The 19,761-nt window shown below is 28.1% G+C and carries 19 protein-coding genes and 2 other annotated features; all 19 genes read left to right on the top strand.

Features of this window, described 5'->3' with window-relative positions; genetic code table 11:
- Positions 1–79: 79 nt before the first annotated feature.
- The 19 genes from CRIB_RS09225 to CRIB_RS09135 all read left to right on the top strand — a co-directional run bounded on the left by CRIB_RS09225 (position 80) and on the right by CRIB_RS09135 (position 19,586).
- Positions 80–1,408 carry a DUF512 domain-containing protein gene (locus tag CRIB_RS09225; RefSeq protein WP_180702088.1) on the top strand — a complete coding sequence of 443 codons (1,329 nt, stop codon included), beginning with the start codon at positions 80–82 and terminating at the stop codon, positions 1,406–1,408.
- A gap of 14 nt (positions 1,409–1,422) precedes the next feature.
- Positions 1,423–2,748, top strand: a complete 1,326-nt coding sequence (gene der, locus CRIB_RS09220; protein WP_180702087.1) for a ribosome biogenesis GTPase Der — start codon at positions 1,423–1,425, stop codon at positions 2,746–2,748.
- Between the two features lie 22 nt (positions 2,749–2,770).
- Complete coding sequence (gene plsY / locus CRIB_RS09215) at positions 2,771–3,379, top strand: glycerol-3-phosphate 1-O-acyltransferase PlsY (RefSeq protein WP_330404861.1); 609 nt, start codon at positions 2,771–2,773, stop codon at positions 3,377–3,379.
- A 26-nt stretch (positions 3,380–3,405) separates the two neighbouring features.
- Positions 3,406–4,428, top strand: coding sequence for an NAD(P)H-dependent glycerol-3-phosphate dehydrogenase (locus CRIB_RS09210; RefSeq protein WP_180702086.1), 1,023 nt, complete (start codon positions 3,406–3,408; stop codon positions 4,426–4,428).
- Positions 4,429–4,758: 330 nt separating this feature from the next.
- Positions 4,759–6,234, top strand: a complete 1,476-nt coding sequence (gene spoIVA, locus CRIB_RS09205; RefSeq protein ID WP_180702085.1) for a stage IV sporulation protein A — start codon at positions 4,759–4,761, stop codon at positions 6,232–6,234.
- A gap of 431 nt (positions 6,235–6,665) precedes the next feature.
- Positions 6,666–7,772, top strand: coding sequence for an HlyD family efflux transporter periplasmic adaptor subunit (locus tag CRIB_RS09200; protein ID WP_180702084.1), 1,107 nt, complete (start codon positions 6,666–6,668; stop codon positions 7,770–7,772).
- 1 nt (position 7,773) lies between these two features.
- Positions 7,774–8,487 carry a YggS family pyridoxal phosphate-dependent enzyme gene (locus tag CRIB_RS09195; protein ID WP_180702083.1) on the top strand — a complete coding sequence of 238 codons (714 nt, stop codon included), beginning with the start codon at positions 7,774–7,776 and terminating at the stop codon, positions 8,485–8,487.
- Positions 8,488–8,531: 44 nt separating this feature from the next.
- Positions 8,532–8,987, top strand: a complete 456-nt coding sequence (locus CRIB_RS09190; protein ID WP_180702082.1) for a cell division protein SepF — start codon at positions 8,532–8,534, stop codon at positions 8,985–8,987.
- A gap of 85 nt (positions 8,988–9,072) precedes the next feature.
- On the top strand, positions 9,073–9,330 hold the full coding sequence (locus CRIB_RS09185) for a YggT family protein (RefSeq protein WP_180702081.1): 258 nt from the start codon (positions 9,073–9,075) through the stop codon (positions 9,328–9,330).
- A 12-nt stretch (positions 9,331–9,342) separates the two neighbouring features.
- Positions 9,343–10,128 carry a YlmH family RNA-binding protein gene (locus tag CRIB_RS09180; protein ID WP_180702080.1) on the top strand — a complete coding sequence of 262 codons (786 nt, stop codon included), beginning with the start codon at positions 9,343–9,345 and terminating at the stop codon, positions 10,126–10,128.
- A gap of 13 nt (positions 10,129–10,141) precedes the next feature.
- Positions 10,142–10,666 carry a DivIVA domain-containing protein gene (locus CRIB_RS09175; RefSeq protein ID WP_180702079.1) on the top strand — a complete coding sequence of 175 codons (525 nt, stop codon included), beginning with the start codon at positions 10,142–10,144 and terminating at the stop codon, positions 10,664–10,666.
- A 74-nt stretch (positions 10,667–10,740) separates the two neighbouring features.
- Positions 10,741–10,974, top strand: a binding site (T-box leader).
- Between the two features lie 103 nt (positions 10,975–11,077).
- A complete protein-coding gene (ileS, locus tag CRIB_RS09170; protein WP_180702078.1) occupies positions 11,078–14,185 on the top strand; it encodes an isoleucine--tRNA ligase in 3,108 nt (1,035 codons plus the stop codon).
- 134 nt (positions 14,186–14,319) lie between these two features.
- Positions 14,320–14,544 (top strand) — a binding site (T-box leader).
- A 72-nt stretch (positions 14,545–14,616) separates the two neighbouring features.
- Positions 14,617–15,315: a 5'-methylthioadenosine/adenosylhomocysteine nucleosidase gene (locus CRIB_RS09165; RefSeq protein WP_180702077.1), complete on the top strand. Its 699-nt coding sequence runs from the start codon at positions 14,617–14,619 to the stop codon at positions 15,313–15,315.
- A gap of 11 nt (positions 15,316–15,326) precedes the next feature.
- Positions 15,327–16,331, top strand: a complete 1,005-nt coding sequence (gene trpS, locus CRIB_RS09160; protein ID WP_180702076.1) for a tryptophan--tRNA ligase — start codon at positions 15,327–15,329, stop codon at positions 16,329–16,331.
- A 117-nt stretch (positions 16,332–16,448) separates the two neighbouring features.
- Positions 16,449–16,838, top strand: a complete 390-nt coding sequence (locus tag CRIB_RS09155) for a DUF5665 domain-containing protein (protein ID WP_180702075.1) — start codon at positions 16,449–16,451, stop codon at positions 16,836–16,838.
- Between the two features lie 2 nt (positions 16,839–16,840).
- The gene (locus CRIB_RS09150) at positions 16,841–17,341 is read left to right on the top strand and encodes a TraR/DksA C4-type zinc finger protein (protein WP_180702074.1); all 501 of its coding nucleotides are present in this window, start codon (positions 16,841–16,843) and stop codon (positions 17,339–17,341) included.
- A 23-nt stretch (positions 17,342–17,364) separates the two neighbouring features.
- Positions 17,365–18,141 (top strand): polysaccharide deacetylase family protein, encoded by a 777-nt coding sequence (locus CRIB_RS09145; RefSeq protein ID WP_180702073.1) that lies wholly within the window; start codon positions 17,365–17,367, stop codon positions 18,139–18,141.
- Positions 18,142–18,207: 66 nt separating this feature from the next.
- Entirely contained in the window at positions 18,208–18,663 is a 456-nt protein-coding gene (lspA, locus tag CRIB_RS09140) for a signal peptidase II (protein ID WP_180702072.1), read from the top strand.
- Between the two features lie 8 nt (positions 18,664–18,671).
- On the top strand, positions 18,672–19,586 hold the full coding sequence (locus CRIB_RS09135) for an RluA family pseudouridine synthase (protein ID WP_180702071.1): 915 nt from the start codon (positions 18,672–18,674) through the stop codon (positions 19,584–19,586).
- Positions 19,587–19,761: the final 175 nt, after the last annotated feature.

Genomic DNA, 19,761 nt, shown 5'->3' with positions numbered 1-19,761 from the left:
GACGATTAAAGAAACGGATGCAATTTTATAACTTAATTTATAAAAATAAATTTTTTCAAAAGAAAAGTGGTGGCTATAAATGGAAGTAAACGTAAAAAATACAAATAATATAATAAGTAAAGTATATAAAGATAGTATTGCAGATGAGTTAGGAATAGAAGTTGGTGATTTACTTATTTCTATAAATGGGGAACCTATACATGACATAATAGAATACAGATTCTTACTAAGTGATGAATACCTAGAATTAGAAATACAGAAGCAAAATAGAGAAGTGTACATATATGAAATCGAAAAAGATTATGATGATGATTTGGGAATTGAATTTACAAATCCAATAATAGATAAAGCTAAAAGTTGTAGAAATAAATGTGTATTTTGTTTTATAGATCAATTGCCTAAAGGGATGAGAGAGACTCTTTATTTTAAAGATGATGATTCAAGACTTTCATTTTTACAAGGAAACTTTGTAACTCTTACTAATATGAGTGAAGAAGATATAAATAATATAATAAAATATAGAATAAGCCCTATAAATATATCAGTTCATACAACGAATCCTGAGCTTAGAAAAACTATGATAAAGAATAAGTTTGCAGGCAACTTATATAGCATAATGGAGAGATTAGCAGAAGCTCAAATTCAGATGAATTGTCAGATTGTTTTATGTCCAGGATACAATGATAAAAAAGAATTAGAAAGAACGGTATCTGATTTAGCTAAATTATATCCTTATGTAAACAGTGTGGCTGCTGTCCCAGTAGGTATAACTAAACATAGAGATCATTTACCTAATTTAGAAATATTTAATAAACAAACTGCAGGAGAAACAATTGATCAAGTAGAAAAGCTACATCATAAATATCTTAAAGAATTAGGAACTAGATTTATATTTTTATCAGATGAGTTTTATATAATGGCAAATCGAAAGTTATTAAACTATGATGAATATGAAGGATTTATACAATTTGAAAACGGAGTAGGTATGATAAGTAAATTTGAAAGAGAAATAGAGGATTACTTAGAAAATTTATCAGAATACTATAAATCTAAAATAAAGAAGGTATCTATTGCTACAGGTCATTCAGCATATGAATTTATGTGCGAAATGGCAAAATGTATAATGGAAAAATGCCCTAATGTACAGATAGATGTTTATAAAATAATAAACAACTTCTTTGGAGATACAATAACTGTTTCAGGTCTTGTAACAGCAACAGATATAATAGATCAGCTAAAGGATAAAGATTTAGGCGAAACACTATATATACCAAGAAGTATGTTAAAAGCTGATGAAGAAATATTCTTAGATAATATAACATTAGAAGAAATAAGTAATATTATGGAAATTGAAGTTGTACCTTGTTTAAATGAAGGTAAAGACTTTATAGATAAAATTTTGAAATAAGAAAGGAGATTATTATGAGTGATAATAGACCAGTAGTTGCGGTAGTAGGAAGACCAAATGTCGGAAAATCTACATTATTTAATAAATTAGCAGGAAAAAGAATATCTATAGTGGAAGATACTCCTGGAGTAACAAGAGATAGAATATTTACAGAGGTAGAGTGGTTAAATCACTACTTTACATTAATAGATACAGGAGGTATAGAGCCAGATAATGGAGATATAATATTATCTCATATGAGAAATCAAGCTATGCTTGCTATGGATATGGCTCATATAATACTTTTTGTAGTTGATGGAAAATCAGGATTAACAGCAGCAGATAGAGAAGTTGCTCAAATTCTTAGAAAGACTAAAAAACCAGTTATACTTGTAGTAAATAAAATAGATAGTCAAAGTCAATTTGATAATGTATATGATTTCTATGAATTAGGACTTGGCGTACCATTTGCAATATCAAGTGCTAATAGTATGGGACTTGGAGATTTATTAGATGAAGTTGTTCAAAACTTCCCAGAAGGATTAAATACTGAGTATGACGAAGATATAATAAGAGTTGCAATAACAGGTAAGCCTAATGCAGGTAAAAGTTCTATACTTAATAATATATTAGGTGAAGAGAGAGTTATAGTAAGTCCTATTGCAGGTACAACAAGAGATGCTGTTGATACTTATGTTGAAAAAAATGGACAAAAATTCCTTCTTATAGATACAGCAGGCCTTAGAAGAAAAAGTAAAATATACGAAACAGTAGAAAAGTATAGTGTAATAAGATCTATGGCGGCAGTAGACAGAGCAGATGTAGTATTAATAGTAATAGATGCAAAAGAAGGAATAACAGAACAAGATACAAAAGTTGCAGGTATAGCTCATGATGAAGGTAAAGCTTGTGTATTTGTAATAAATAAGTGGGACTTAATAGAAAAAGACAATAAAACTTTAGGAAATTACACTAAAGACGTTAAAGAAAAATTCCCATTTATGATGTATGCACCAGTAATATTTGTTTCAGCAAAAACTAATCAAAGAATGAATAAAATATTAGAAACAGTAGAATATGTAGCAAGTGAACATGCTAAGAGAGTATCAACTTCTGCATTAAATGATGTAATAGGTGAAGCTGTAATGTTAAATCAACCACCATCAGATAAAGGTAAGAGATTAAAGATTTACTATGGATCGCAAACAGGAGTTAAACCACCTAAGTTTACTTTATTTATAAATGATAAGAACTTAACTCATTTCTCATATCAAAGATATCTTGAAAATAAGATAAGAGAAAACTTTGGATTTGAGGGAACACCTGTACAATTTGAGTATAGAGAAAAGAATAGAAAATAAATTTAACTAAGGGGGAATAAACATGCTTAGTTATATATTGATTATCATAATTGCTTATCTTTTAGGTAATATATCTACTTCATACATAATAGCTAAAAAAATGATTGGTGTAGATATAAGAACTCAGGGATCTGGAAATGCGGGATCTACCAATGTACTTAGAACTTTAGGTAAAAAAGCCGGTGCAATGACTTTTATAGGAGATTTATTAAAAGGAGTTGTAGCAGTTTTTATAGCACAATTAATAGCAAAAGTGTCAGGATTAGATATAGCTACAGCTGGATACTTAGGAGTATTTGGAGTAGTATGTGGTCACAATTGGCCAGTATTCTTAGGTTTTAAAGGCGGTAAAGGAGTAGCAACTTCTTTAGGTGCGATGATTGCAATGAATCCTGTATTAGCACTATCTTGCTTTGCAATATTTTTAGTTATAGTAATAATTACTAAATATGTATCTTTAGGAGCTATAGTTGGTATATCTATGTCTCCTATAATGATGATATTTGCTAAAAATAATAAAGGTATAATAATTACATTATTTTTAACTTTATCAGTAATATTTACTCATAGAGAGAACATTAAACGATTAATAAATGGAACTGAGAGAAAGATAGGACAAAAGAAAGAATAATTCTAATGTGGTTAGGTGGTGTTAACATGGAAAAAGTATGTGTATTAGGAACTGGAAGTTGGGGGAGCGCATTAGGACTAACTTTAGCAAAAAAAGGATATGAAGTTAGCATGTGGACTCTTAATGAAGAACAAGCTAAAAAAATAAATAGTACAAAAGAAAATATAGATTATTTACCAGGTGTATTATTTCCAAATAATATGATTGTTACAACTTCTTTAGAAGAAGCTGTATCAAATAGTATAATTGTAGTTTTAGCAGTTCCATCACAGGCTATAAGAAGTGTATGTAATCAAATAAAGCCATTTATAAAAGATGAGCAGATAATGGTTGATGTAGCAAAAGGTTTAGAAAAAGGTACCGGACTTAGATTATCAGAAGTAGTAGAAGAAGAACTTCCGAATAATCCATATGTAACTTTATCAGGACCATCTCATGCAGAGGAAGTTGCAAGAGATATACCTACTACAGTAGTTGTAGCATCTACTAATTTAGAAATAGCTCGAAGAGTTCAAGATATATTTATGGGACCTAAGTTTAGAGTTTATACAAATCCAGATATAGTTGGAGTAGAACTTGGAGGCGCATTAAAAAATATAATAGCTTTCGGAGCAGGGATATGTGATGGATTAGGCCTTGGAGATAATTCAAAAGCTGCTCTTATGACTCGTGGAATTAGAGAGATAAGTAGATTAGGTGTTGCTATGGGAGCAGATGCTTCTACTTTTTCTGGATTATCGGGAATAGGTGACTTAATTGTAACTTGTACTAGTATGCATAGTAGAAACAGAAGAGCAGGTATCTTAATAGGGCAAGGAAAGAGTTTAGAAGAGACTTTAGAAGAAGTGAAAATGGTAGTAGAAGGAATAACTGCTACAGAAGTAGCTTATGAGATTTCTAAGAAGTTAAATGTAGATATGCCTATAACAAGTGCAATATACTCTATATTACATAGTAATTTAAACCCTAATGAAGTGGTAATAGATTTAATGATGAGAAATAAAACTCATGAAATGGAAGAAATAGTTGATGAAAAGCTAGGATTTTAATCCTAGCTTTTTATGTTTAAGGAGAGTATAATACTTTAAAATATAGATAACTTCTAAATGTAAGTAATATCAATAAACTGCTTTTTAAGCGTAAAAAATACTTTGAAAAGATTTGCCATCATAGTGGATAAAGTAACGGATGAAGCTGTTAGCAAAATGAAATGTTACGGTGACATCTTGCTTAAGCGAGGTGAATTTTTTATTTATATATTAAGTATTTTTTATTTCTTAGTAATTTAAAAAGAATTTTTTAAAAAGAATTTTAAATTTGGAATAATAGTCCAATTATGAAAATATAATCTATTAAGAAACTATAAGCAGGAGGGGAACTTGATGAATAACATTTACGAAGATATAGCAAAAAGAACTCAAGGAGATATATATATAGGAGTAGTTGGTCCTGTTAGAACAGGTAAATCTACTTTTATAAGAAAATTTATGGAGAATCTTGTGTTACCAAACATAGAAAATGAATATAAAAGAGAAAGAACACAAGATGAAATACCACAAAGTGGATCAGGCAAAACTATAATGACTGTAGAACCAAAATTTGTTCCAGCTGATGGAGTAGAAATAAAAATAAAAGATACAGTATCTTTAAAAGTTAGAATGGTTGATTGTGTGGGGTACATAGTAGATGGAGCTTTAGGACATGAGGAAGAAGGAAAACAAAGATTAGTATCAACTCCTTGGTCACAAGAAGCAATGACTTTTGAAAAAGCAGCAGAAATAGGAACTAAAAAAGTTATAAGAGATCACTCAACATTAGGTATAGTAGTTTTAACTGATGGATCTGTAACAGGTATAGATAGAAGTAGTTATCTTTCAGCTGAAGAAAGAGTAATAAGTGAGCTAAAATCTTTAAATAAGCCGTTTGCAGTTGTTTTAAACACACTAGATCCATATAGTGAGTCTACAGAATTATTAAGATCTGAGTTAGAGGAAAAATACGATGTACCTATAGTTCCGTTAAATGTTTTAGCTATGGATGAAGAAGATATAGAAAATGTAATGGAAACTGTACTTTATGATTTCCCATTAAATGAAATAAGAATCAACTTACCTAAATGGGTAGAAGGATTAGAGAGAAACCACTGGATTAAAAATAATATAATCTCTACATTAAAACAAAGTATAGCTGAAATAGGAAAATTAAGAGATGTAGATAGTATAGTTCAAGGATTTTCAGAACTAGAATTTTTAGAAGATACAGAAGTAGATAATGTAGAACTTGGAGAAGGAGTTATAAGTATTGATTTAACAGCTAAACAAGATTTATTTTACAATGTATTAGAAGAAAAGAGTGGATTTAAAATAGATGGAGATCATCAACTATTAAATCTTGTAACTAAATTATCAAGAGTAAAAAATGAATATGATAAGATAGAAAGTGCTTTATATGATGCTAAAACTAAAGGATATGGAGTTGTAGCTCCTTCGTTAGATGAGCTTAGCTTAGAAGAGCCTGAAATAATAAAACAAGGTAAACAATATGGAATAAAATTAAGAGCAAATGCACCTTCACTTCATATAATAAAAGCTGATATATCAACAGAAGTATCTCCTATAGTTGGAAATCAAACTCAAGGTGAAGAGATGATTAAATATTTACTAGATGAGTTTGAACAAAATCCTAGCGAATTATGGGAATCAAATATGTTTGGTAAATCATTAAATGATTTAGTTAAAGAACAATTACAAAGTAAGCTGTATACTATGCCAGAAGAAATAAGAGTTAAGATACAAAAAACATTACAAAAAATAATAAATGAAGGAAGTATGAATATAATAACTATATTATTATAAGAATTATACGTTAAAAAGGCTAAATAATTATGTTTAGCCTTTTTAACGTATAAGTAAACTATAATGTGGAATTTTATTTTAATAATTTTTAATAGAAGAGAGATTAATAATTTCAGAAATGCGAAACATGATATTTTGAGCAACGGATATGACATAAGTGGTAGCAACTGCCATATTGTTGGCTACATGAAGAACTTCGACGATACATCGCTCAAGCAAAGTGAATTTTTTATTTACAGAAAAATCTAATATTAGATGAATAAATATAAAAACTAAATACTTTAATACATACTAAAGAAAAACAAAACTTAAATTAGTAGAAAATAGTTAAATTATGTAATGTTTTTGAAAATATAATTAAAAGGAAATTTAATATTATTTGAAGAAATAGTATAAAAGTTTTAATGAAAAGAGATTGGGGAGAGTTAGCCTTGAGAAAAATAAGAAAAATAAAATATTCTAGGTTATTTATTATTATAATATTTGCTTATATACTACTTCAAATTTCAATAAATATAATAGGAAAAAATATTGATACATTGGTAATAGAAAGTGAAACTGTAGAGCTAAAAGTAAGTGCGAAAGGATTAATTATAAGAGACGAGTATTTAATCAGATCAAATCAAAGTGGAATTATAAAAAGTATGGTTAACAACGGAGAAAAATTAAAAAAAGGTGATGCATTAGCAGCTATATATAGTAATAGCAAAAACTTAGAGGAAAATAAAAGTAAGATAGTTCAGTTGAATAAAGAAATAGATGAGTTGGAAACTGAATATGAAAATAGTAAATCTGACATAAGTAAAGAATTAATAAATGTTAAGATTAAAAATAAAAAAGAGCAAAGAGTAGTTCTTAACGATGAAAATAATAAAAATATAAATTATTTAAATATTACGACATCAGGTGTAGTATCTACCAAATATGATGGATATGAGGATATATATACATTAGATAAATTAGAAAATTTAACATCTAAGGACATAGAAGATGCAGAAAATAATTATAAAGAATTAGATATTGAAAATACATCTATAAAAGAATCAGAAGTAGTAGCTAGAATAATACAAAGTGATTATTCATATATAGCTATATGTACTAAAGATGATGATATTTTTGAAGATAATCAAAAAGTCGAAATAGTATTTGATAGTGAAAATATACAAGGAAATGTAGAAAAAATATATAGAAACGGTAATGATAATGTAGTTATATTTAAAATAAGTAATCAAAATGTAGAAATTTATGATACAAGAGTAAAAGAATTTGATATAATATATAAGCAAATAGACGGTTTGAAAGTACCTAAACAATCTGTAAAAGAAAAAAATGATCAAAAAGGTGTATATGTATTAAATCAAGAAACTAAAAAAGTAGACTTTATTGAATTAAAAAATATACAATATGAAGATGATGAATTTATATTTATAGACTATTACAAGAATCAAAAAGAAGGTATAAAAACAATTGATATATATGATGAAATCATTCTAAAACCGAACAGTATAAATAAAAATATAAAAATAAGTAGGTGGTAAAGTGAGTGTAATTAAAGAAAATCTTGAATTAATAAGGTCAAATATAAAAGAATTTGCTCATAATGTTAAGAGAAGTAGTGAAGATATAACATTAATAGCAGTTACTAAAACTGTAGATGTAGATAAAGTATTAGAAGCTATAGAATATGGAGTTACAGATGTAGGAGAGAATAAACCACAAGAATTAGCAAGAAAATATGATATCATTGGCGATAAAGTTAAATGGCACTTAATTGGTAGTCTTCAAACTAATAAAGTTAAGTATATAATAGATAAAGTTCATATGATACATTCTTTAGATAGAGAATCTTTATGTGAAGAAATTCAAAAAAGAGCTGAGAAAATAGATAGAGTTATTGATTGTCTAGTTCAAGTAAATATATCTAAAGAAGACAGTAAGCATGGATTATATAAAGAGGATGTTATAGACTTTATAACAAATGTTTCAAGTAAGTATAATAATATTAGAATAAAAGGCCTTATGACTATGGCACCATTTACTGAAAATGAAGATGAAGTAAGAGAAGTATTTAGAAAACTTAAAGATTTATCATTAGATATAGATAAGTTAAATATATCTAATGTATCTATGAAGTACCTATCAATGGGAATGAGTAATGATTATAAAATAGCAATAGAAGAAGGTTCTACTATCGTTAGATTAGGAACATCAATATTTGGTGAAAGAAATTATAATAAGCAACAAATCAAATAAATATACAATAAACTAAAGAATAAATGAGTAGGAGGATGTTAATAATGGGAGATGGAATATTCAATAAATTAAAAAATTGGATAACTGAAGAGGAAGAAGAATTTGATGGTGTAGAAGAAGAATATGATCAAGAAGAGGAAGAAGAAGTAGAGCAATTTACATCTATACCAAATACTAAAACTGCTAAAATTGTTAATTTGCATACGGCAAGTCCAATGAAGGTTGTTATAGTAGAACCTAAAAAATATGAGGAAGTTACTACTATAGCGGATCATTTAAAACAAAAAAAAGCAGTTATAGTTAATTTAGAAAACTTAAATGATTTAGGAATGCGTAAATCAATATTTGAGTTTATGAATGGAGCAGTATATGTTTTAGATGGAGGAATACAAAAAGTTTCTAAGGGAATCTTTATATTAGCTCCTAACAATGTAGATATAGATTCTAGTATAAAAAAAGAATTAGAAAGTAAAACACTTTTCCCGTGGCAAAGTAAATAGTATTTGATTAAGTGATATATATAAAATTTTAAACTTAAAAGTTATATTTTTTAAATACTTATATAGAAAATAAAGGGGTGATAATATGAGCACAATAGGAATTGCTATATATTATTTATTTGATATATTATCATGGATTATAGTTATCAAAAGTTTTATGACATGGTTACCAAGTGGTGGTGGAAAATTTTATGATGTATTATCAACAATAACAGAGCCTATAGAATCACCGATAAGATCAGTTATGTATAGATATACAAATGGACCTGTGGATTTTTCTCCAATGATAGCTATACTTGCACTTATGCTATTAAAAAATATAGCATTGAGATTATTTATTTAAGGTAATTATTATATGGATAAAATAAAACTTACTAATCATATAAAGGACATAGATTTAAAAAATAAGATGTTTAAAGTAATAGATAAAGCTAATAGTTGCTTGAAACATTATGATGTAAAATGTACTGATTTTTTAAATCCTTATGAAATAAAAAATGCAATAGCTATTTTAAATTCATTTAATGATATTAAATATAGTGTGGATGGAGGATATGACGATGCAGAAAGAAAAGTCATATTTATATATCCATACTATATGGAATATGAGGATATAGAAGATACTTTAGAGATAGTTCAAGTAGAGGGAAACTTTAAATTTAAAGAAATATCTCATAAAGACTATCTAGGTGCGATACTTAACTTAGGTATAGTAAGAGAGAAAATAGGAGATATAATAATACATGATAATTATTGCCAAGTTATAGTCGCTAATGGTATATGTGACTTTTTAACTATAAATCTAAATAAAGTATCTAGGAATAAAGTTATTGTTAATAAAATTTCTAGAGATGATATTATACCAAATTCACCAAACTATAAAGATATATCTTTTACAGTTTCATCACAAAGGCTAGATTGTATAATAAGTGGGCTTTATAATATATCAAGACAAGATAGTTTAAAGTACATAAATGGGGAAAGAGTCCATGTAAATTATGAAAAAATAACTTCGCCGTCTAAGGAAATTGAAGATAATTCATTAATATCTGTAAGAGGTAAAGGTAGATCAATTATCGTCAATGTAGGAGATATTACGAAAAAAGGTAGAATAAAAGTTCAAGCGAAGTTAATGATATAGGAGGAAAATATAGATGATAGCTCCAATTGAAATAGAAAATAAAGAATTTAAAAAAGTATTAAGGGGTTATAAAGAAGATGAAGTAGATGAATTCTTAGATTTAGTAAAAGAAGACTACGAACAACTATATAGAGAGAATGCAGATTTAAAGGAAAAGGTAAGATTATATCAAGATCAAATTAATAAGTATGAAAATATAGAAGAAACATTAAGAGCTACATTAGTAACGGCTCAAGGAACAGCTGAAGATGTTACTAATGCAGCAAATAAAAAAGCTAAGATTATAGTTGAAAAAGCTGATTTAGATGCTAGACAGATTATAGAAAGAGCGAATAATAGTGTTATAGAAATAAGAAAAGAATATGATTCAATGGTTAAGGAATTTAAAGTATTTAGAAATAAATTTAAGTCATTGCTAGAAGATGAAATAAAGGGTATAGATGAAATATTCTATAATGTAGATGAAAATCATAGTGGATTTGAAAATACTATGATGTACAATTTACAAAATGAAGTTGCAGTTTCTAGTTTAGAATAAAAGATTATTCAAAAAAATATTGACTATTCAGAATAATTATTATAAAATTTTTTATTATAAAATAAAATATTACTTTAAAAGCAATGATGGAGACAGTAGGCTTTAGATAATTTTACAGAGAGTTGGTATAAGCTGAGAGCCAATAAATTTATAAAGTTGAAAATCACTCCTAAGCTGCAGGCTGAAAGACGTTTGTTTATTAAGCTGTGCCGGTTAATGCCGTTAAACTATAGAGTGTAATATATATTAGTTTAAATTTTAATATATATTAAATTAGGGTGGTAACGCGATTAATACTCGTCCCTTTTTAGGGGACGAGTTTTTTTATATTAGAAATAATATTATCTATTAAATTATTTTGTTTAATATTAGATAAAAATTAAAAATATAAATTTTAGAAAGGGTGATTTTATGGCTAAATTTAAGTCATTAGTAGATAGTTCTGTAAAACAAGCAGAAGCAGAAGTTTCTCAGTATTGGAATGATATAAATATACTTGAGAAAACTTTAGAAAAAGGACAAAATGATCCAAGTTTTGTATTCTATGAAGGACCTCCGACAGCAAATGGTAATCCTGGAATACACCATGTTATAGCGAGAACTTTAAAAGACTCTGTTTGTAGATATAAAACTATGAATGGATATCAAGTTAAAAGGAAAGCTGGATGGGATACTCATGGTTTACCAGTAGAAATACAAGTAGAAAAGGAATTAGGATTATCAGATAAGCAACAAATAGAAGCTTATGGAATAGATAAGTTCAATGAAAAATGTAGAGCATCAGTATTCTCTTTTGAAAAACAATGGAGAGAAATGACTGAAAGAATGGCTTATGAAATAGATTTAGATAACCCATATATAACTTTAGATAATAACTATATAGAATCTGTATGGTGGATTTTAGATAAGTTCAATAAAGAAGGATATATATATGAAGGTCATAAGATACTTCCATACTGCCCAAGATGTGGGACAGGTTTAGCATCACACGAGGTTGCTCAAGGATACAAGGAAGTTAAAAATAATACAGTAATAGCTAAATTCAAGAGGGTTGATGCTGATGAATATTTCTTAGCATGGACAACTACTCCTTGGACTTTACCATCAAACGTTGCGTTAACAGTAGGACCAGAAGTTGACTATGTAAAAGTTAAGCAAAATGATGAAGTATACTATGTTGCTAAAGCATTAGCTAATAAAGTATTAGGTGAAGACTATGAAGTACTAGCAGAAATGAAAGGTAAAGATTTAGAACATGTACAATATGAGCAATTAATGCCTTTCGTACAAACTGAAGAAAAAGCATTCTTCGTAACTTGTGGTGACTATGTTACAACAGAAGATGGTACAGGTATAGTTCATACTGCACCAGCATTTGGAGAAGATGACTATAACTTAGGTAGAAAATACAATTTACCAGTTTTACAACCAGTTGATGAAAGTGGTAAATTTACAACAACTCCATGGGAAGGTAAATTCGTTATGGAGGAAGGTGTAGATGTTGAAATAATAAAATGGTTAGCTCACGAAAATAAATTATTCTCTAAAGAAAAAGTAGCTCATAACTATCCTCACTGTTGGAGATGCCAAACTCCACTTGTATACTATGCTAAGCCAAGCTGGTATATAGAAATGACTAGATTAAAAGACCAATTAATAGCTAACAATAACACTGTTGAATGGTATCCAAACTTCGTTGGTGAAGGTAGATTTGGTAACTGGCTAGAAAACCTAAATGACTGGGCGATATCTAGAAGTAGATATTGGGGAACACCGCTTAATATATGGAAATGTGAATGTGGTCATAAGCAATCAGTTGGATCTAGAGCAGAACTTGCAGAAAAGGCTATAGAAGATGTAAATCCAGAAACTGTAGAACTTCACAGACCATATGTTGATGATATACATTTAAAATGTGATTGCTGTGGAAAGTCAATGACAAGAGTAACAGAAGTTATAGACTGTTGGTTTGATAGTGGGTCTATGCCATTTGCACAACATCACTACCCATTTGAAAATAAAGAAAACTTTGAAGAATTATTCCCAGCAGACTTTATATGTGAAGGAATAGATCAAACTAGAGGATGGTTCTATTCATTACTTGCTATATCTACATTCGTTATGGGTAAAGCTCCATATAAGAGAGTTTTAGTTAATGACCTTGTACTAGATAAAGAAGGTAAGAAAATGAGTAAGTCTAGAGGAAATACTGTAAATCCATTTGAGCTATTTGATCAATACGGAGCAGATGCTTTAAGATGGTACTTATTATACGTATCTCCACCATGGACTCCAACAAGATTTGACGTTGATGGATTAAAAGAAGTTCAAAGTAAGTTCTTAGGAACTATGAAAAATGTGTATAACTTCTTTACATTATATGCAAATACAGATGAAGTAAATCCTAAAGATTTCTTTGTTGATTACAAAAATAGACCTGAATTAGATAGATGGATATTATCTAAGTTTAATAACTTAAAGAAAGAAGTTGAAGAAAACTTAGAAATATTTGAATTAAATAAAACTGTAAGAATGATACAAGATTTTATAAATGAAGATTTATCTAACTGGTATATCAGACGTTCAAGAAGAAGATTCTGGGCTACTGAATTAACAGAAGATAAGAAATCAGTATACAACACTACTTATGAAATATTAACAGAGCTTTGTGGACTTATAGCACCATTTGCTCCATATATATCAGAAGAAATATATAGAAACTTAACTGAAGAAGTATCAGTACACTTAAGTTTATATCCAAAAGCTAACTTAGAATTAATAAATCCGGAATTAGAAGAAAAGATGGATTTAGTTAAAAACTTAGTTACTTTAGGTAGAGCATCAAGAGAAGCTACTAGAATAAAAGTACGTCAACCAATACAAAAAGTATTAGTAGATGGTAAATTTGAAGATACTATAAGCGATGTAGTTGATTTAATAAAAGAAGAACTTAACGTTAAAGAAGTTGTATTTGCTAAAAACTTAGGTGAATATATGAACTTTAGCTTAAAGCCAAACTTCAAGGTATTAGGACCTGTACTTGGTGCTAAGATGAAGTTCTTTGCTGGAGCTTTAAATAAATTAAATTCTAATGAAGTTGCTCCAAAGCTTGAAGCTGGAGAAACTTTAACTGTAGATATAGATGGAGAAAACTTTGAATTTAACAAAGATCATGTATTAGTAAATATATCTGCTAAAGAAGGATTTAATGTATCTATGGAAAATAACTTATTCGTTATATTAGATACTACATTAACTACAGAGTTAATCGAAGAAGGATATGCGAGAGAATTTATATCTAAAATACAACAAATAAGAAAATCAAGTAACTTTGATGTATTAGATAATATAGATATAGATTTCTGTGGTGATGATGAAATAGCTCAAGCCGTAGAAAACTTTAAAGATTATATAAAATCAGAAACTTTAGCTTTAGAAATAAATAGAGTAGAAGATGAATCTTTAGAAAAGCATAATTTAAATGACCATATGACTGGTATAAAGGTTACTAGAAAATAATTTTATAAACACCTTATGGAAATTCACATAAGGTGTTTAATTTTTTTTGCAAAGAAATCTAATTTAAAATATATTTATAAGTATGGTTGACAAAATATAAAATGGAACATAATATAAATAATATAAATTAATAATTAAATCCAGTGAAAAGGATTAGTAGCTAAATAAACTTTAATACAGAGAGTTAAGAGTGCTGAGAACTTAACATAAAGAATTTAGTGAATGGACCTTGAAGGAGTTAGGTGAAATAGTTTATTTAGATTAGCCAAGACGTACCTGCACGTTATAGCAGAATTAAGTGATATACATTAAATTGTATATAATTTAGGTGGTACCGCGGAATATTAACCGTCCTATATATTTTATAGGACGTTTTTTATTTTAATTAATATTACAAAACAAACGATAAGGATTAACATTAGGAGGACGTTATGAACAGAATAGGAATAATAGGAGCAATGGACGAAGAAGTAGATATATTAGTTGAGCTTATGGAGATTAAAGAAACTATAGAAAAAGCGAGCTTAAAATTCTACAAAGGAACATTAGAAGGAAAAGATATAGTATTAGTAAGATGTGGAATAGGTAAAGTTAATTCTGCTCTTTGTGCACAAATATTAATAAGTGAATTTGATGTAGATGCAGTTGTTAACACTGGTGTTGCAGGTGCGCTACATTCAGATTTAGATGTTTTAGATATGGTAATTTCAACTGATGCTATACAATATGACGTAGATACAACTGCATTTGGAGACCAAAAAGGAACAATACCGAGAATGGAAAGTTCTGTATTTGTGGCAGATGAAAAACTTATAAATGCAGCGTATGAATCTTCTATAAAGGAAATGAAATCGAATAAAGTATTAAAAGGAAGAGTAGCTACAGGAGATATATTTATAAGCTCTAAGGCGTTAAAAGAAGAATTAGTAAATGATTTCAATGCTTATTGTGGAGAAATGGAAGGTGGAGCAATAGCTCACGTTTGTACTTTAAACAAGGTTCCGTTTGTAATAATAAGAGCTATGTCAGATAAGGCTGATGGAAGCGCGGATGTTACTTATGATGAGTTTGTTAAAGTTGCAGCTCATAATTCTAAGGACATAGTATTAAATATGTTAAAAGCGTTATAGGGGTGAAATAAATGAGTGAGAAAAAAATAATATTTAGTGGGGCACAACCATCTGGAAAAATGACTTTAGGAAATTATCTAGGAGCTATACAAAACTGGACTAAGCTTCAAGATGAATATGATTGTTTTTATAGTGTAGTTGATTTACATGCAATAACAGTACCGCAAGAAGCAAAAAATCTAAGAGCTAATACAATGCAATTATTAGCTCAATACTTAGCTTGCGGACTAGATCCAGAAAAAAATACTATATTTATACAATCTCATGTAAGTGCTCATACAGAACTTATGTGGATATTAAATACAATGACTTATATGGGTGAGTTAAGTAGAATGACTCAATTTAAAGATAAATCACAAAAAAGTGAAGCAAACTTAAATGCAGGATTATTTACATATCCAGTATTAATGGCTGCAGATATATTATTATATCAAACGGATTTAGTACCAGTTGGAGAAGATCAAAAACAACATTTAGAATTGGCTAGAGATTTAGCTGCTAGATTTAACAATAGATATTCGCCTACATTTAAAATACCAGATCCATATATACCAAAAGAAGTAGGAAGAGTAATGAGTTTACAAGAACCTACAAAGAAAATGAGTAAATCTGATGAGAATGAAAATGCATTCATACTTTTAGCGGATGATGCAGACACTATAAGAAGGAAAATAAAAAGAAGTGTTACAGACTCATTAGGAGTAATAAGCTACAACGATGAACAGCCAGGAATAAAAAACTTATTAGAAATATATTCTAAATTAGGTAATAAATCTATCGAAGAATTAGTGGCTATGTATGAAGGTAAAGGATATGGAATATTCAAAGAAGATGTAGCCGAAGTTATAGTTGAAAGTTTAAGACCTATAAGAGAACAATATAATGACCTTTTAAATAATAAAGATTATTTAGAAAAAGTATATGCTATTGGTGCAGAAAAGGCTGAAAGACAAGCTAGAAAAACTTTAAGAAAAGTTTATAAAAAGGTTGGATTAATAGAAAGAAAATTTTTATAAGTTGTAATAAAGAGGAGTTGAAATAATAAATATTTCAGCTCTTTTTTTACTTCGGTGCACATACAATGATTAATTTTTTCACATAATATTCTTGTATTATCTTTTTATAAAAAGGAAGTGAGGCATATTAAATATAAAGAAGATAATAATCTAGAAAATCAAAATCCTATAAATATGAAAGACCTTGATAAAGCTATGAATGAATTAAACTTATGTGAAATAACATCAGAAGATTTTGGACTTATAAGAAGATACTTAGAAAGATTAATTCTAATAATTGAGAGAAGTAGAATTAGAGATTATATGATGTTAACAGATAGCAAAAGAAGGTTATTTTTAATAAATTTTGTAGCTGGATTAGGAAAGGGATTTGGCCAAGCTATAGGTTTTACAGTCTTAGCAGGATTGGTGCTTTATTTATTAAGTACGTGGGTTGATTTGCCAGTAATAGGTGAGTATATAGCAAAACTTATGAATATAGTAGATAAATATAGAGAGGGTCGATGAATATGAATATAAATAAATACAAGGAAAAACTTCTAAAAGAAAAAGAAAAGTTAACTGGATTAATAAGTGAAATGAGAGATAATACTGTTTTTGGAAATACAACAAATCATACAAATGAAAAATATACTTCAGGAGAGTTGTCAAGCTATGATAATCATCCAGCTGATATAGGAACAGAGGTATATATGCAGGATATGCAAAATAGTCTAACTAATCATGAAGAGGGTAAATTAAATAATATTGAAGATGCATTATACAAAATAGAAAATGGAACTTATGGTATATGTGATATTTGTCATCAGAGAATAGATAAAGACAGACTAGAGATACTTCCTGAAACTAACGTATGCTCTAATTGTGCCAAAAGTCAACCAGATTTACATTTAACAAGTAGAGAAGAAAATCAAAACTTAATAAATAAAGGATATATGTTTTATGATGAGACAGTTATAAAGTTAAATGAAATGAATAAAATGCCTAAAGATGAATCAGATAGGGATTAGTCTGAAGAAAAGAGGTATCTATTATGAAAAAGATTATTATTCAGTTTTCTATAGCTTTAATTTTAATTACAGGTATTTATGTTTATAAATATAGTAATGAAAAAGACTTAGAGGTTTCAAGTATAAATCAAGATATAGTAAATGATTATGAAGATATAATTATAAAGCATGGAAATGAAGATGAAAAAATAATTGCATTAACTTTTGACGATGGACCAGATAAAGATTTTACCCCGCAAGTTTTAGATATATTAAAGAAAAATGATATAAAAGCAACATTTTTTGTAGTTGGAGAAAATGTTGAATGGAATCATGAAATTTTAAAAAGACAACATGAGGAAGGTCATGAAATAGGTAATCATACATTTACACATATAAATGTTTCGAAAAAAGGATATGATGATATATATAATGAAATAAATAAGACACAACAATTAGTAAAAGACATTATAGGAGAAGAACCTAAATTATTTAGGCCGCCATATAGAGCTATAAGTAAGGCAATGTGTAATATAGTAAAAGAAGAAGATATGAATATAGTTTTATGGTCTAATTTAGATCCTAGAGATTGGTCAAACCCAGGTGTTTCTTATATTGTAGACACTATAACTTCTAAGGTTCAAAATGGGACTATAATACTTTTACATGATTATAATAATTTAAGAAATAAAAAATCTCAAACGATACAAGCATTAGAGATTGTTATACCTAAATTAAAAGAAATGGGATATAAATTTGTTACAGTCTCAGAGCTTATAGAGAATCTAGATAAAAATCAAACAATGCAAAAACAAGAATAGAGGCTTCCAATTAGGAAGCTTTTTTTTGTATAATAATAATATATAATTGTCAGGGAGGAAAAAATATTGATATATGAATTTATAATAATTTTATTAATAGGTATAGATCAAATATCTAAATTATTAGCACTAAATTACTTAAAAGATATAGGAAGTATACCTATAATACAAAATGTATTCCATCTTACATATGTAGAAAATAGAGGTGCAGCATTTGGAATGTTTCAAAATAATCAAATAATATTTATAATTGTGGCACTTGTAGCATCTATGTATGGATTATATTATTTACACACCAAAAAGGTAAATACGGTTGGAAAAGTTGGAATACTACTTATAATATCTGGAGCTTTAGGCAACTTAATAGATAGAGTAAGACTCGGATTTGTAGTTGATTATTTTGATTTTAGAATAATATGGGAGTACGTATTTAATGTAGCCGATATATTTGTAGTTTTAGGTACAATACTTTTATGTATATATATATTATTTTATGATGACAATAAAGAAAAGCAGAAGTAGGTGTAAAAATGGATGAAATAAAAGAATTTATAGTAATTGAAGAAGAAGAGGGCGATAGACTAGATATATATCTTTCAGGGCAACTGGGAGATATGTCTAGAAGTTATATACAAAAATTAATAAAAGATAAAAAAGCAACTGTTAATGGAAAAATAGAAAAAGCAAAGTACTTAGTAAAAGAAGATGACAAAATAGTTATACAAATACCGGCACCGAAGCTTTTAGAGGTAATACCTCAAGATATACCAATAGATATAGTATATGAAGATAAAGATATACTTATAGTAAATAAACCTCAAGATATGGTAGTTCATCCTGCTCCAGGAAACTATGAGGGAACATTAGTAAATGCTATTTTATATCATTGTAAAGAAAATCTATCATCTATAAATGGAATAATAAGACCTGGTATAGTTCACAGAATAGACAAAGATACTTCAGGACTTTTAATGATTGCTAAGAATAATAATGCACATAATAGTTTAGCAGAACAATTAAAAGATCATTCTATTACTAGAGAATATCAGTTTATATGTCATGGTGTAGTTAAGGAAGATAAAATAACAGTAAATAAGCCTATAGGAAGAAATCCTAAAGACAGATTAAAAATGGCTATTGTCAAAGACGGTAAAAATGCGATAACTCATTTCGAAGTTATTAAAAGATATGAAAATTTTACTCATATGAAAGCAAGTCTTGAAACTGGAAGAACTCATCAAATAAGAGTTCATGCATTATCAATAAACCATCCCTTATTAGGAGATGAAGTATATGGACCTAAAAATAATAAATTTAATAAGCTTAAAGGTCAAACCTTACATGCTAAGAAATTAGGTTTTATACACCCTACAACTAAAGAATATGTTGAATTTGATTCAGAACTACCAAAGTATTTTCAAGAGATACTAAATAAGTTAAAATAATGCTTGAAATATATATATGTTGAATATATAATGATTATAATGAATGTATACCTTTAAATGATACAGAGATATCATAAGGCAAGTGAAAATACTATATAGTATTTTATTAAGCATATTTGTATATATAGCTTCTTGTCTTATGATAAGAAGCTTTTTAGATTTTACAAAAATTACT

The sequence above is a fragment of the Romboutsia ilealis genome (assembly GCF_900015215.1).
In the GTDB taxonomy this organism is placed as follows: domain Bacteria; phylum Bacillota; class Clostridia; order Peptostreptococcales; family Peptostreptococcaceae; genus Romboutsia; species Romboutsia ilealis.
This window is presented reverse-complemented; position numbering and strand designations above follow the sequence as displayed.